Annotated in this window: 10 protein-coding genes and 1 riboswitch; of the genes, 7 read left to right on the forward strand and 3 right to left on the reverse strand. The window is 51.7% G+C overall.

Annotated features, from left to right (window positions below):
• Positions 1 to 77: 77 nt before the first annotated feature.
• The 5 genes from lysS (at position 78) to JMI88_RS12565 (ending at position 7,979) form a co-directional block, all read left to right on the forward strand.
• A complete protein-coding gene (gene lysS / locus JMI88_RS12545; protein ID WP_201362173.1) occupies positions 78 to 1,559 on the forward strand; it encodes a lysine--tRNA ligase in 1,482 nt (493 codons plus the stop codon).
• 112 nt (positions 1,560 to 1,671) lie between these two features.
• Complete coding sequence (locus tag JMI88_RS12550) at positions 1,672 to 2,415, forward strand: ComFC family protein (RefSeq protein ID WP_201362174.1); 744 nt, start codon at positions 1,672 to 1,674, stop codon at positions 2,413 to 2,415.
• Positions 2,416 to 2,794: 379 nt separating this feature from the next.
• Positions 2,795 to 4,801 carry an ATP-dependent zinc metalloprotease FtsH gene (gene ftsH / locus JMI88_RS12555; RefSeq protein ID WP_201362175.1) on the forward strand — a complete coding sequence of 669 codons (2,007 nt, stop codon included), beginning with the start codon at positions 2,795 to 2,797 and terminating at the stop codon, positions 4,799 to 4,801.
• A gap of 539 nt (positions 4,802 to 5,340) precedes the next feature.
• Positions 5,341 to 6,456, forward strand: a complete 1,116-nt coding sequence (locus tag JMI88_RS12560; RefSeq protein ID WP_201362176.1) for a CPBP family glutamic-type intramembrane protease — start codon at positions 5,341 to 5,343, stop codon at positions 6,454 to 6,456.
• Between the two features lie 299 nt (positions 6,457 to 6,755).
• Complete coding sequence (locus JMI88_RS12565; RefSeq protein ID WP_201362177.1) at positions 6,756 to 7,979, forward strand: aspartate aminotransferase family protein; 1,224 nt, start codon at positions 6,756 to 6,758, stop codon at positions 7,977 to 7,979.
• Positions 7,980 to 8,088: 109 nt separating this feature from the next.
• Here the strand turns inward: JMI88_RS12565 and JMI88_RS12570 are convergent, their stop codons facing one another.
• Complete coding sequence (locus JMI88_RS12570; protein WP_201362178.1) at positions 8,089 to 9,675, reverse strand: HEAT repeat domain-containing protein; 1,587 nt, start codon at positions 9,673 to 9,675, stop codon at positions 8,089 to 8,091.
• 263 nt (positions 9,676 to 9,938) lie between these two features.
• Positions 9,939 to 10,026, forward strand: a riboswitch (ZMP/ZTP riboswitch).
• Between the two features lie 55 nt (positions 10,027 to 10,081).
• Here JMI88_RS12570 and JMI88_RS12575 point away from each other — a divergent pair.
• Both JMI88_RS12575 and JMI88_RS12580 read left to right on the forward strand, forming a co-directional pair.
• Complete coding sequence (locus tag JMI88_RS12575) at positions 10,082 to 11,617, forward strand: glycine hydroxymethyltransferase (protein WP_201362179.1); 1,536 nt, start codon at positions 10,082 to 10,084, stop codon at positions 11,615 to 11,617.
• Between the two features lie 105 nt (positions 11,618 to 11,722).
• Entirely contained in the window at positions 11,723 to 12,898 is a 1,176-nt protein-coding gene (locus tag JMI88_RS12580) for a phosphoribosylaminoimidazolecarboxamide formyltransferase (RefSeq protein WP_201362180.1), read from the forward strand.
• Positions 12,899 to 13,145: 247 nt separating this feature from the next.
• Here JMI88_RS12580 and JMI88_RS12585 read toward each other — a convergent pair whose 3' ends face one another.
• Positions 13,146 to 14,396, reverse strand: a complete 1,251-nt coding sequence (locus JMI88_RS12585) for an MFS transporter (protein WP_201362181.1) — start codon at positions 14,394 to 14,396, stop codon at positions 13,146 to 13,148.
• Between the two features lie 368 nt (positions 14,397 to 14,764).
• The gene (gene alaS / locus JMI88_RS12590; protein ID WP_201362182.1) at positions 14,765 to 16,084 is read right to left on the reverse strand and encodes an alanine--tRNA ligase; all 1,320 of its coding nucleotides are present in this window, start codon (positions 16,082 to 16,084) and stop codon (positions 14,765 to 14,767) included.
• Positions 16,085 to 16,098: the final 14 nt, after the last annotated feature.

The following is a 16,098-nucleotide window of genomic DNA, read 5'->3' on the forward strand; positions in this document are numbered from 1 at the left end:
ACAATGAATCAGCCTGCGCCGGCAACACAAGCTCTTGCATCTATGCAAAATACATTTTAAGAAGGTTAGTGCTTACGATGGCTGAAGAACGAGACATACGAATCCAACACTTACAAGCCTTACGAGACCTGGGTATCAATCCTTATCCTAATTCGGTTGAGCGCACGCATACTATTGGCGATGTACTCAAAGACTTTGATATGCATACCGGCCCTGAAGGCTCATATACGCTGGTTGGACGAGTGCGTTTACTGCGCGAAATGGGGAAGGCATCATTCGCTCAGATTGAGGATGGAACTGGCCGCATCCAGGTGTATATCCGCATTAACGATGTAGGGACAGATACCTATCAACTCCTTAAGTTTCTGGATCTGGGAGACTTCATTCAGGTGAATGGCTTCCTGTTCTATACACGCACCGGCGAAAAAACTTTACATGTAAAGTCACTACGCATCCTCTCCAAAGGGCTACGTCCTCTGCCAGAAAAATATCATGGCCTGGAAGATAGAGATACACGGCAGCGCAAGCGCTATCTGGACCTGATTGCCAACGGAGAGGAGATCAAGAACATCTTTATCACGCGTAGCCGGTTGATTACAGCCATGCGCCAGTTCCTTGATCGTGAGCATTTCATCGAGGTCGAGACGCCCATTCTACAACCTATCTATGGCGGGGCCAATGCCCGACCATTTATTACTCATCATAATACACTGGATCGAGACCTGTTTCTGCGCATCGCTATCGAACTCTATCATAAACGCCTGCTTGTTGGTGGTTTTGAGCGTGTCTATGAGATTGGCCGCAACTTTCGCAATGAAGGCATCGATCGCAGCCATAATCCAGAGTTCACCATGATCGAGTTCTACATGGCCTATGCCGATTATAACGACACCATGGCACTGGTCGAAAATATGCTGGCCTTTATCGCCCAGCAGGTTAAAGGATCGACCCGCATTACATACCAGGGAACCGAGATCGATCTTGCTCCCCCCTGGAAGCGCTACCCCTTGTTGGAAGCTATCCATCAGTTTACCGGCATCGACGTGCGAAAATATCCAGATCGCGATAGCCTGGCTGCGGAAATGAAGGCCAGAAATTTTGAAGTAGATCCCAGACTAGGTTATGGACGGCTCATTGATGATCTAAAGAGCGCCATGTTCCGCCAGGGGCATCCAGAGCTGCGGCAGGCCCTCTTCCTGGTTGACTATCCTGAAGATGTTTCGCCCCTGACCAAACAGCATCGCACACTGCCTGGATTGGTGGAACGCTTTCAACCTTTCATTGGCGGGCTGGAATGCGGCAACGCTTATACAGAACTCAACGATCCGTTAGATCAGCGGGCACGCTTTGAGGATCAAGCTCGCCAGCGGGCGCAGGGAGACGATGAAGCCCAGGTATTGGATGAAGATTTCCTGGAAGCCCTGGAAGTAGGCATGCCCCCCACCAGCGGCGTCGGCATGGGCATCGACCGCCTGGCCATGTTACTGTCCGACCAGGAATCGATTCGCGATGTCATCCTCTTCCCTACCATGCGCAAAACAGCCGAAGAACAAAGCTAAAAGGCAAAAATATGGTTAACAGGCGTGCACAAGTACGCCTGTTAACCATATTTTTCCGCTTTCTACTCCCCTCACTGCATCTTTTATTTAGAAAATATAGTGAGGAAAACCGTTGCCAGGCAATATCATACAACGATCCTACCAACAATTGTTGGATATCCTCTTTCCGCCACAGTGCGCGCAGTGTAAAGTCAGTGGAGCGATACTCTGTCCGCGCTGCATCGCGTCCATCTCCTGGTTCACACCACCACTGTGTCATATCTGTGGGCTACCAGGCGCGGGCACTACGCTGTGTGCTCGTTGCCAGCATCAGCCACTACAGCTCAGCGGCGTACGGGCTCCTGGTAGCTACCAGGAGCCTCTCCGCTCCTGTATTCGCGCCTTGAAATATCAGGGAAACAGACGCCTGAGCGAACCACTGGGACAACTGCTAGCCCAGGCCTATCATAAGTACGCTATGCGTGCAGATTTAGTGATTCCAGTGCCACTCCACCAGGAGAAACTACAACAGCGTGGCTATAATCAATCTCAACTATTAGCAGAATCCTGTGCTCGCCAACTACAATTACCACTCTCCACCACCCTGATACACCGCATCCATAGCGCACCCGCCCAGGTAACATTAACAGCTCAGCAGCGGCGCAAAAATCTACAAGGAGCCTTCCGCTGTACCCAGAATCATACAACCCAATCATTACTTAACCGTAGAATTCTTATCATAGATGATGTATGTACCACAGGAGCAACGCTGGAAGCCTGTGCAGCTCCGCTCTTTGCAGCTGGAGCAAGAGCCGTCTGGGGCCTGGTACTGGCACGTCCCCTGAGCGGCGTTCCAACCAGTACCGGAAAGCGATAGTGCCTCCTTTGTAGATCGATTCTTTTTTGATACATACCCTTATCCTCTCTTGAGGATAAAAGAAGCTGTTTAAAGCAGCGTATACACATATAAGCATAATAGCCAGAAGGACAGCCGTACTTCCTTGCTATAATACCCTTCAAGGTGGCAAAATTTACTATACTACACATGGATGATTGATTTATACAAGCATTTGTTGAGCTAAACATAGTGTCATACGCAACGACTTTTTTTATAATGTTCTGCAAGAGATTTAAGACCAGGTGTGTTATAATAGGACACACACGAGTACTAAATGCAATGCCAGCTAGCATAGATACCAATAGCACAGCTCTCACTGGTATTACTTGTGCACACTCATTCTTAGAGAGGAGCCCCCATGTTAACTAATGGAAAATGGCTCAGAACGAGCGTTTTCTGGCTCCTGATCTTGCCAATCGCCGTTCTGATCATTGTTTTTATCTTCCGACCACAAAGCTACGTAAAGTCGGTGCCTGCCTCAACCATCCTGAGCCATGTAAAGGAAGATGTTGGGAAAAAGCAACTTGACACACTCACAGTGAATAACGGAACACTCACTCTGGTCAGGGGTCAAACAGCGAATGCTCCACAGGAAGCAGCAACCATTGACAGCAACTTTGATATCACGCGAGTGCTCAAAGAGAACAATATCGACTATGCCAATCCAGAGGTTCTCAAGCTGCAGTTTGAGTCTCCAAGCCCTATCTGGGGATGGCTTGGTACTATCGCAGGCTTTATACCTTTTATCTTACTGGGCGTAATCTTACTTCTGATGTTCCGCCAGGCCCAGGGAAGCAATAGTCAAGCAATGTCGTTTGGCAAGAGTCGCGCACGTATCTTTATGGGCAATAAGCCTTCGGTCACCTTTGCCGATGTGGCCGGCGTTGAAGAGGCCAAACAAGAGCTACAAGAAATCGTCGAATTTTTGAAATTCCCCGAGAAATTCGCAGCGCTGGGAGCACGCATTCCCAAAGGATTACTGCTGGTTGGACCACCTGGAACCGGTAAAACACTGATCTCACGGGCTGTAGCTGGTGAAGCTGGCGTACCGTTTTTTAATATTAGCGGATCCGAGTTTGTTGAGATGTTTGTCGGCGTAGGCGCCAGCCGTGTTCGCGATCTTTTTGAGCAAGCGAAGCGCAATAGCCCCTGTATCGTCTTCGTTGATGAGATTGACGCCGTGGGACGCCAGCGCGGTGCAGGTCTGGGAGGCTCGCATGACGAGCGCGAGCAAACGCTCAATCAGATTCTGGTCGAGATGGATGGCTTTGATACCAATACGAATGTGATCGTGATCGCCGCCACCAACCGTCCAGATGTACTGGATCCGGCGCTGTTACGGCCAGGACGCTTCGATCGGCAGGTGGTACTGGACCGTCCAGATATTCGTGGGCGCATCGCCATCCTGCAGGTCCATGCGAAAGGCAAACCACTGGAGCCAGATGTGTCCCTGGACGTGCTGGCCAAACAGACGCCCGGCTTTTCCGGTGCGGACGTAGCGAACCTCTTAAATGAGGCCGCTATTCTGGCCGCTCGCCGCAATAGACGCAAAATTGGAATGAGCGAGCTCGAAGAAGCAATTGACCGCGTGGTAGCTGGTCCGGCGCGTAAGAGCCGCATCATCAGTGAGCGCGAAAAATCCATTACGGCCTACCATGAGGTTGGACATGCCCTGGTGGCGCGCATGCTGCGCAATACCGATCCGGTCCACAAGGTGTCCATCGTAGCACGTGGACAGGCAGGTGGCTTCACCATGCTGCTACCAACAGAGGACCGCTACCTGTGGAGCAAACCCCAATTCGAGGATATGCTGGCCTATGCCCTGGGAGGCCATGTGGCCGAGCTGATTATCTTCGGCGAAGTAACCACTGGCGCCTCCAATGACATTGAACGCGTCACCAAAATTGCGCGCTCAATGGTTACCGAATATGGTATGAGCAGTCGTATCGGTCCGATGGCGCTCGGCCATAAAGATGAACTGGTGTTCCTGGGACGCGACTTTGGTGAACAGCGCAATTATAGCGAGCAGACGGCCCGCGAAATTGATGAAGAGATTCACCGCATCATTCAGGAAGCCTTTGATAAAGCCTACGGCATTTTGATGCAGAATAAGAGTCGCCTGATTATGATCAGCGAACGCTTGATTAAAGAGGAGACGCTCGAAGGACCTATCTTTGAGTCCCTGTTCAATCAACCGATGGCTGAGGATATGCAGGATGAGGCCCAGGTGATTGAGACCAGCATCTATGATGGCTATCACGCCAATAATAGTGAGAACAAAGGATTACCTCAACCAAAGTCGCCCTATCCCTTACCATCACAGTTACAGCCACCGTATGGCAACGAGACAAATGCCTCACACTAAAACAGAAATCTGCAATGAGCAAATTTCATTCCTATGGCCATAGGAGTGCGATGACCCGCTAGCCTGGGGGCGCTGATGCCTTACAGGTGTAGGTTTTTCAGGGGCGTAGCCCCTGAGACCCCTGATGCCGCCCTGCGGGCGGCACGGAGAGGGAGGAGGAGTTGGGGGCACAGCCCCCAATCCCCCAGTCAAGGGGCTCGCCGCCCCTTGCATCCCCGCTTTTCCGGCGCGAATTCAAAAAACCTATACCTGTAAGGGCGCTGACGCCCCCACTCTTTTTTAGTGTGTTGTGTAGTGCAAAAAATGCGCAATTGCGCATTTTTTGCACTACACAACACACTAAAAATTTTGAGCGTCGCAGACGCGAATCGTCAAGAGCCGAAGGCGCGAAAAATCCACCTCAAATAGCTCCCTGAAAGCCAACAATTCTGGTACAATCTTCTCGGTAATCTCATAAACATTGAAGCAGCTACGTCTGGCAATAGTAGCTGTATTTATTTATACATACAAGTGAAAATAGACAGAAAGGGAACGCGCTCATGGTCAATATGGGCATGGGAGAACTGGTAGAAATTATCCTACCGGTCCATGATATGAATCAGCAGGTTGCATTCTATCACGAGATGCTGGGGCTTCATGTCTATGAGCCAGAGGGCGTGCAAGATTATCGAGATTTCTATGATGTGAAGTTGTATACAGGTACCTGTATGCTGGTCTTGCATGCAACCAGGGGAGAAGAGAACACGAGCGAGAAAGCGCCGAAACTCGTCTTTCGCGTGCCCGACCTACGCCGGAGCCGCGCACTATTGCTGGAGCAGCATATCGAGGTCAGCGAGATTCGCTCACCTGAGATTGGACAGTTAATCTGCGATGGCAAAGACCCTGAGGGCAATATTTTTTCGCTGGAAAGCAATGATGAAAGTGCGCAGACCCCGATTTCGATTACGTCACAACCCGGGCGGGCTCCTACCTATGTTTCTATTAACTCACACCGTGGCCGTAGTATTACATTATTGCGCGATAATAAAATACTGATTGCAGCAGAGGTGCTGGCCATCATCCTCCTCAACATTGCCAGCACATCTTTCAATCTGGTCAGTTTTATGACCATCTTTCTGGTCATCATGGCCCTGCTCTGGCTGCGTGGCAGTAGCTGGAGCCAGATGGGACTACGCACTCCACGCCACTGGCGTTCCACCATTCTTTATGGCCTGATCGGTGGGCTGGTCCTGTTTGCGCTCAGCACCCTGGTGGTGGGGCCAATCATTAGCTCCATCATTCATGTTGCACCGGATACACAAATCTTCAATAGCGTAAAGGGCAATCCTCCCGAATTATTTACCACGCTCATCAGTATCTGGAGCACAGTAGCCTTTGGAGAAGAGCTGATCTATCGTGGCTATCTTTTTAATCGCATCGCCGATTTATTTGAAGGAAGCAGTGGAGGTTGGACCATCGCGCTCTTCGGGCAAGCTATCATCTTTGGATCGGCACACGCCTATCAAGGTCTGGCTGGCGTACTGCTAACAGGCAGTTATGGCTTTCTATCCGGGCTACTCTACCTGCTCTATAAGCGCAATCTCTGGCCATGCGTCATCGCCCATGGATTGGTCGATACCATCTCTATCATACTCACCTTTCTGGGCTGGGGCTAGCGACACAGCTGATCTGTGATTGATAGGCCCCCAGGGGGTTGTATGCATAGATCACCTCATAGTACAATGAAAAGAGGAAAGAGTTCCAGGGACTTCGTTCCCTTCGCAAATAACATACATCTGGGAACCGGGTTTTTTGCTGGAACTTTTTTTAATTACCTGGGGTGTTCTGTTCTTCTATGCTCACTAAACATGCATGTATGTCAGCATTTTCTTAAACACGTTCATCTATTTAAAAGCCGAGCAATCTATACAGAATACCAGTTATCAACAACATTTTGGATGAAGAGGAGCGGTCTATGACAACAACTGAGCTGAACCAACGCGACTGGGTCTCCCTTGAGCAAAAATATTACCAGGGAACATTTAAACGCCACCCTATCACGCTCGTACGCGGCGAAGGCACACGGGTATGGGATAGCGAAGGCAAGAGCTATCTCGATTTTGTGGCAGGTATCGCGGTCAATGTTCTGGGCCATTGTCATCCTGCTGTTGTCGAGGCGGTTCAGCAACAGGTGACGCAACTTGTGCACGTCTCCAACCTCTACTATAATGTGCGTCAGATTGAATTGGCCGAATTGCTTGGCATCCAGAGCGATGGGATGCGTTCGTTCTTTTCAAACAGCGGCGCAGAGGCTAACGAAGGTGCCATTAAACTTGCGCGCAAATATGGTCGCCTGCATCGCAATGGCGCTTACGAGATCATCAGCATGGAGAATAGTTTCCATGGTCGTACCATGGCAACTACCGCAGCAACCGGCCAGGCCTCTTACCAGGCGACCTGGGCACCCCTGCCCGATGGCTTTAAGCAGGTTCCATTTAATGATCTAGAAGCGGTTAAGCAGGCTACCAGCGACAAAACCGCTGCCATCCTCGTTGAGGCAGTCCAGGGAGAAGGGGGCATCTGGCCAGCAAGCAAGGAGTTTATGCAAGGTCTGCGCGACTGGTGTGATGAGCAGAATCTGGTGCTCATCTGTGACGAGATTCAGGCTGGCTCCGGACGCACCGGCAAATTCTTTAGCTGGCAGCATTATGTGCGCCCAGATATTGTGACCATGGCCAAAGGGCTGGCCGGCGGAGTGCCGATAGGTGCCATGTTGACGGGTCCACGCACAGACATATTTGTGCCGGGCGATCATGGTACGACCTTCGGCGGTAATCCCATTGCTTGTGCCGCAGGCATTGCCACCATCAAAACGATCACCGAACAGAATCTCCTCGACAATGCCACCAAGATGGGTGAGTATTGGAAAGAGAAGCTGGAACAGCTCAGCGCGAAGTATCACTTCATCGACAGCCCCAGAGGTATCGGCCTGATGCGAGCAGTGAACGTCAAGCACGGCCTGGGGCCTGTGATTGTCCAGAAAGCCATGGAGCACGGACTCCTCCTCAATAGTACCAATCCTCAGACGCTGCGTATGATTCCACCCCTGATTTTGAGTGTCGCAGATGTCGATGAGGCCACCGAACTGCTCGATGCCACTCTGGCAGAAGTAGCCGAATTGCCTGCCGCCCAGGCCTAAAAGTAATAGTACCCAAACGATAAAAGGCCAGGCCGCAACAGCGGCCTGGCCTTTTATCGTTTGATTCTACCTTAAAATTACCGAGCGTTTCTTTGACATAGAATCGCACCTAATGACCAGCAATGTTATGTGTGGTTTCGCTGCGCATAGTGATGCGTTCAATAGCTTCACAGGCAACGTCTTTAACCATGCGGCACTGCCAATCCGGTTTATCAACCGCAACAGGGGTATTATCACTCTGCAGCAAAGCAAGCAAGGGCACAGCCTGTACGGCGCCAAGAAATCCCAGCGCTTCGGCCGCATTTGCCCGTACAGCACCGCTTTCATCATTAAGCTTGTCTGACAAAGGAACAATGGCGCGTTTGTCGCCACACTTACCCAGCGCTTCCGCTCCCATTGCCCTTACACTGGGATGGACGTCGGACAGCGCACGAATCAACGGCGGAATGACACGACTGTCGGCAATATCGGCCAGGGCAAGGGCAACGTGTCCACGCACATAGTAGTTATCATCGTCTAGCCGAGCCAGTAAAGGCTGCAACACACGTATATCGCCAAAACGGCCTAAAGCGGTGGCCGCTGACGCGCGAACATAATAAGAAAGTCCTTGACTGGTATCAGACAACCAGGGAAGCAACACCGCTAGCAGACAGGAAATATGCTGAGCATATCGGCAGCCTAGCATTCCCAGGGCTTTAATAATGTATGAGCGCAGAAAACTATCCGTGGTGGTGGTCAGCGCTTCCTTTAACGGCTCGATGACTCGCTCATCACCCAGATGGCCCAGGGCAACAATAGATTCCTGGCGCACACGTTTCTCATCGTCGTGCAGAGCCCGTTGCAATAGTGGTTCAATCGCCTGCTCATCATTTAGAGCGCCCAACGCCTCAATAATCTCGATGCGCTCGTAATATAAGGAATCCGGCAACAACGTCAACAATGGCCCGATCGCGCTACTATCGCCTAACAATGCAAGGGCGTGGATGGCTTCAATCCGTACACGCTCCTTTTTATCATTAAGGGCCAGGATGAGTGGCGTGACTGCGCGATAATCACAGAGCAGCCCGAGGGCTTCCGCCGCCTTGCTGCGCGCATCTGTATATTCATCGTGCAACATCAAGATTAAAGGCTCTACCGCCCGGTAATCGCCAAGCTTTCCCAGCGCTTCGGCAGCCTGGGCGCGTACATATTGATCTTCATCCCTGGTTGCAATCAGCAGCGCAACCACGGCACGCTTATCGCCAAGCTCGCCCAATGCTTCCGCCGCACAATAGCGCAGATCCACCGATTTACTAGCCAGAGCTGCTAGCAGCGGCTCCAGGGCAACGCTCCCAAACGCAGCCAGAACCGTGGCTGCGGTCAGGCTGATCTCACCCACCTCATCTTCAAACAAAGCGATCAGTGGCTTGATCGCCCGCTCATCTTTAAGCTCTGCCAGAGCGTAGATCGTCTCCAGACGACGCTGCTGCTGCGGGTGATAAAGTCTGATTAATAAGTCTGGCAAAGCATCATCAGTATGGGTCGATACAGCAAGCTCATTAGAATCAGTGTCACTATTGAGGGCTGTTGCCAAAGACTCTATTGCACGCTCACATTCGTTATCCCTTCGCTCCCCACGCATAGGAATCTGCACAACATCATCCTCACTATTTAGATCAGTTATAAACTGATCTAACGAATGCTCTATATCTATCATAATAATCCTTAACGGTCTCTATACATTGTAAATATGTGGGTTTATGCTGTTACAATACTTACTTACAAAGGAAAGTTATGATACAACATATTCCACTAACAATACGTTATCTGACCTCTCACCCCTCACAAACTGATCCAAAAATCTAAAAAAATAAACTCTAGAATTTATAATTTCACCCCTTGACTCTCTTCCACAGACTGTTATACTAATATGTATGGAAGGTGTCAGGTAATGATCATCTTTCAACTCACATAAACCCTTATTCTTCTGGCAACTGGCGATAGAGTGGAATAACCACGAGGAAGCCAGGAGAACTAAACACAACAGTCGCTCGCCTGGGCTGGATATATGAAGAAACGTCCGCAGACGTTTCTGGAATATTGACAGTAAAGGAGTAACGACGATGTCCACAAACGCTCCCGAACAATCCCTGCTGATTCGCTATCTGAACAGCCTGCATGACCAGACTCCCAACTCAGCCGCGGCAGCTTTTTATGCCTCCCTTGACCAGATCAATAGCGTTTCGCCCACGATCGCTGCAAGTATTATTCACGAGTTGCAGGATCAGCGCAGCAATTTGAAGATGATTGCCAGCGAAAATTATAGCTCGCTCGCCACGCAGTTGACGATGGGAAACCTGTTAACTGATAAATATGCGGAGGGGTATCCCAGCCATCGGTTCTATGCCGGCTGCGATAATGTGGATGCCATCGAGTCCGAGGCAGCACAGCTGGCACAGCAACTCTTTGGTGCTGATTACGCCTATGTGCAGCCACATTCCGGTGCTGATGCTAACCTGGTGGCGTTCCTGGCCATCCTCTCCGCCAAAGCCCAGAAACCGGTACTGGCCGAGCTAGGTCAGGAAGATCCATCCAAGCTATCGCGCGAGGATTGGAACAAGGTGCGCGCGGCGGTTCACAACCAGCGCTTACTTTCTCTGGATTATTATTCTGGTGGCCATCTCACCCACGGCTATCGTCATAATATCTCCAGCCATCTCTTCGATGTCTATACCTATTCAGTCGATCCGCAAAGCGGCCTGATTGATCTGGATCAACTGCGCAAGCAGCTGCATGAAGTCAGACCTTTGATCCTACTGGCCGGCTATAGCGCCTATCCGCGCAAGCTGAATTTTGCCCGTATGCGTGAGCTGGCAGACGAAGTCGGAGCCGTGCTGATGGTGGATATGGCCCACTTTGCTGGCCTGGTAGCCGGTAAGGTTTTTACCGGCGATTTCGATCCGATTCCGCACGCGCACGTGGTTACTTCAACCACCCATAAAACCCTGCGTGGACCACGCGGCGGCCTGGTGCTGTGCAAAGAGGAGTTCGCCGAGTGGGTCAACAAAGGCTGTCCATCCATGCTAGGTGGTCCGCTGCCACATGTGATGGCGGCCAAGGCTATTGCGTTCCGCGAAGCTTCAAAACCTGAATTCCAGACTTATGCCCACAAAATTGTTGAGAACTCGCAAGCGCTGGCCGAGGCCTGTGTGAAAGAGGGTCTTAATGTGTTGACCGGTGGCACCGATAATCACCTGCTACTGATCGATGTGGCCAAAACCTTTGGCCTGACCGGTCGCCAGGCCGAGTCGGTGCTGCGCGAGTGCAACATTACCTTGAACCGTAATTCGCTCCCCTTTGACGCCAATGGACCCTGGTATACCAGCGGCCTACGCATCGGGACACCGGCAACCACCACCCTTGGCATGGGACCAGCGGAGATGCGAGAGATTGCTAGTATCATCAAACTGGTTCTCGGCAATGTCACAGCTGCCAAAACTGCCAGCGGCAAAAAGAGCCTGACCAAATATATTCTGGATGAACAGATCCTGGCAGAAGCTCGGCAACGCGTGCAGAACTTGCTGGCCCGCCACCAGCTCTATCCAGAGCTAAATCTCGATCTCATCCAGGTAGAAGTAGCTACGGCTACCACCCACTAAGCAACTAATAATCTGGCTACCCGCTTATCGTCAAAGTTAAGCGGTAGCCGACCGTGCAGACACATAACAAACGCCCCATAGCAACAGAGGAAACACAAAGCAATCATGACAAATAACGAATTGAGCTTACGATATGGCTGTAATCCACACCAGAAGCCAGCGCGCGTCTTTACTAAAAACGGTGAGCTACCATTTACCGTTTTGAATGGCGCACCGGGCTATATCAATCTGCTAGATGCGCTTAACTCCTGGCAGCTGGTAAAGGAGCTAAAGACAGTACTGCAATTGCCAGCCGCGGCCTCCTTCAAACATGTGAGCCCTGCGGGGGCAGCGGTTGGCCTGCCTTTGAGCGACAAGCTGAAAAAAGCATACGATGTGGATGATCTGGAGCTTTCGCCACTGGCCAGCGCCTATGCCCGTGCGCGTGGAGCCGATCGCCTCTCATCCTTCGGTGACTGGGCCGCGCTCAGCGATGTAGTGGATGTACCGACCGCGCGCCTGCTGAACCGCGAGGTCTCTGATGGTGTGATCGCCCCCGGCTATGAACCAGAAGCCCTGGAGCTCCTGCGCAAAAAGCAGAAGGGACGCTATATTGTGCTGCAGATAGATCCAAACTATGAGCCAGCCGAGTTTGAGCAGCGTGAGGTCTTTGGCGTCACCTTCGAGCAAAAACGCAATACCAGCCTGGCTAGCCCAGAATGGTTCACCAATATCCCCACCAGAAACAAAGAGCTGACCGCAGAGGCCAGTCGTGACCTGTTGATCTCGTTGATCGCGCTCAAATATACCCAATCAAACTCGGTCTGCTTCGCGGTAGATGGACAATGCATTGGTATCGGAGCAGGACAGCAGTCGCGCATCCAGTGTACCCGCCTGGCAGCCTCGAAGGCCGCCATCTGGTATCTGCGCCTGCATCCACGTATCGCCGAATTGCGCTGGAAAGCGGGCATTAAACGCCAGGATCGTGTTAATGCCATCGATCTCTACTTGCGCGACGACGTGACGCCGATTGAGCTTGAGCAGTGGAAAGAGAACTTCGAAGAGGTGCCACAGCGCCTGACCGCTGAGGAGAAACAGGAATGGTTAAAGACCCTCAGCGGCGTGGCCCTGGGATCAGACGCCTTCTTCCCGTTCCGCGATAGTATCGATTGCGGAGCCATGTATGGCGTGAAATATATTGCTCAGCCTGGTGGCTCACTGCGCGACGACAACGTCATCGAGGCATGCGACGACTATGACATGGTCATGGCTTTCACCGGCGTGCGCCTCTTCCACCACTAAACCGTCCCTATACTGTTACTGCGCCAGGCAGATAGCAATAAAATAAAGAGCCAGCAAATCTACAAATAGCCGATCCGCTGGCTCGCTCGCTAAGCAAACATTCTTCATTGCTTGAGGAACACCTGCGTTTCTTTGCGGCGTTACCAGATCCAGGCGGTTTCGTCAGTTCGCTGCTGCACCTGATCACCAACCAGAAAGTGTGGGGTGATCAGGAGAAACAGCCACGCAGGCCATCAAATGATCAGCATCATACTTTTTCGGGATACGAGGGAGCAGTTTCTTCGGTACCAATCACGATTTCTTTAGTGACGGGAGTGGTCCCCACCGTCCGACCTAATAGGAAGGTGATCAGGCAGAGCAGCACCACAAAGCACAGGCCGATACGCAGGCCAAAGCCATCAGCAAGAAAACCGATCATTGGCGGCCCGACCAGAAATCCAACATAGCCACAGGTTGAGACGGTAGCGAGCGCGGTCTCTGCCGGTCCGCTGGAGCTCCGGCCGGCGGCACTCAAGACTAACGGGAATAATACGGCCAACCCTAAGCCGACCAGGCCCAGGCCGACGATCACAACCGGCGTCCAGGGAAAGAGCAATCCCAGACCAAGTCCGATAGCCGCCAGCAGGCCACCCAGACAGACCAGGGCGGCTGGTCCAAAGCGGACGGCAAATACGTCACCGACACCACGACCGATGGCCATACACAACGAGAAGACGGCAAAACCAGCCGCAGCCAGGCCAGCACCCGAATGGGCCGTACCGGTGAGATAGATGGCACTCCAATCTGACATGGCGCCTTCGCTGATCAGGGCACAAAAAGCGATCGCGCCCAGGGCCAGCAAGGTGCGCGATGGTCGCACGAACAGGGGAGCTTTTTTCTTGGGTCCGGCCTCTTCTTCACCCTGTTTCTTCACTGGGGATGAGGATAGCAGAAAACGCGAAGCGATCAGCACCGAGATCATGGCCAGCAGAGCAATCACGCCAAAATGAAGCAGGGGCTCGACATTGTAGGAAGCAAAAATACCACCCACAAACGCTCCGGCCAGGGCCCCTACACTAAAACAGGCGTGAAAAGAATTGAAGATTGGCTTCCCATACTGCTGTTCAACAGCGGCACCTTGCAGGTTCATAGTGACATCCATCGCGCCATTAAAGCCACCCTGGAAGACAAGCGCAGCACTCAACGCGATCAGATTGGGGGCCGCGGCCAGCAGCGGCAATGTAATACACAGGCCAATGGCGGATAGCGTCGTGATTAAGGCACTACCGAAGCGTATCGAGATGCGCCCCGCGACATTCATGGCCACCAGAGCACCAATGGCGGCCCCAAGCAGAGCAATGCCCAGTTGACCAGGGGGCAACTGCAGTCTGGCCTGGACAGCCGGGATACGTGCCGCCCAGGTAGCAAGCATAGTCCCATTACTAAAAAAAAGCGCGATGACAGCTGCACGTGCAATAACCACCCTGCGCCTATCTACCTGTTCATAATTTGAAATCATAGCAACCTTTCATCAAAATTTTATGCATTAAGCTCAAAATTATACAGCAGCTAACCAATAAGCCAGCGTCAAATTATAACCTTTCTTCTATATTACCCGCATAAAAGCGCAAAATCAAGCTTCATCGATGCGTCTTTTTGCGCTATTCCACCCTTAACTTACGCGAATATGCGCCTCGACAACCACCATATATACGCGGACGCTGGTCCACCACGAAATGCGCAGGTGCGCCTCTTTCTGGCACTTTTGCTCTCCGCGCTCGAAAAAGAACCAATAAGTGTATGATGGCTCGCTTTTCGGGTGTGTTTTCGAGCGAGAAGCAAGCAAGCAAGCAAGCGCCCGCAAGGGGCGCACCTACGATAAACGTGTTACGCTTTGAAGAGAGCATGCTGGCGCGAGCGCTGCTGCTGCTTCATGCGTTCCTCTTCGTATTCCTGTATGCTAACATCCAGGCCACGCTCTGCCAGTATTTTCTGGGTCAAATCAAATGGAAAGCCAAAAGTATCATACAACTTAAATGCTTCTGGACCCGGCAGCGTGTGCAGGCCAGATTGAGTCAGGCGCTGGCATGACTCTTCCAGATAGCGCAGTCCACGGCTCAGGGTCCGCTGAAAGCGTTTTTCTTCGGTGGTCAGGATAGTGCTAATGTCGTCAGTTGCCTGTCGCAGCTCAGGGTATTGCTCGCCAAGGATGTCAATGCTCACCTGCGCAACAGGAGCGAGAAACGGTTGCTCCAGGCCCAGGGTACGCCCCAGGTACGCCGCGCGCCGGATCAGGCGACGCAAGACATAGTCGCGACCATTATTGCCAGGCACAATATGATCCGCGATCAAAAACGCCATTGCCCGACTATGATCCGCAATCGCATTGTACACTGAGCTATGTTGCAGATAGTGCGCGCGATCTTGCCTGTTAAGCTCTAGCAGGCGCTGCAAAATGGGCATAAACAGATCAGTCTCATAACTGTTCTGAACCCCCTGCAGCGCCATCGTAAGGCGTTCCAGGCCCATTCCAGTATCCACAGAGAAGGCTGACAAAGGCGTTAGCGTTCCCTGCTCATCGCGATTATACTGCATAAACACCAGGTTCCAAATCTCCATATAATCATCATCAGAAGAGTTCACTCCTTCGGGACGCTGCTTACTCGGATCGGAACCGCGATAATAGTGGATCTCCGAACTAGGGCCACAGGGTCCGATCTCACCCATAGACCAGAAGTTATCCTCATCACCAAAGGACAGGATGCGCTCACGTTGCACACCCACTTCTTCCCAGATGCGCGCCGACTCCTCATCCTCATGATAAACGGTAACCCAGAGGCGTTCGACAGGCAGATGAAACACCTGCGTCAAGAGTTCCCACGCATAGTGGATCGCCTCTTGCTTGAAGTAATCCCCAAACGAGAAGTTGCCCAGCATCTCAAAAAAGGTATGGTGGCGTGGAGAGACACCTACGCTCTCTAAATCATTATGCTTACCCGAAACACGCAAACATTTCTGGCTGCTACATGCCCTCACATATGGCCGCTGTTCCTGACCAAGAAACACATTTTTAAAAGGCACCATCCCCGCATTCACAAACAGCAGGCTTTTGTCAGACGACAAGACAAGTGGACTGCTAGACAGGTATGTGTGCTGTTTCTGCTGAAAGTAGTCCAGAAATGTGCGCCGAATTTCATTACTGTGCATTGTTTTCTCCTTGC

The organism is Dictyobacter formicarum, assembly GCF_016587435.1.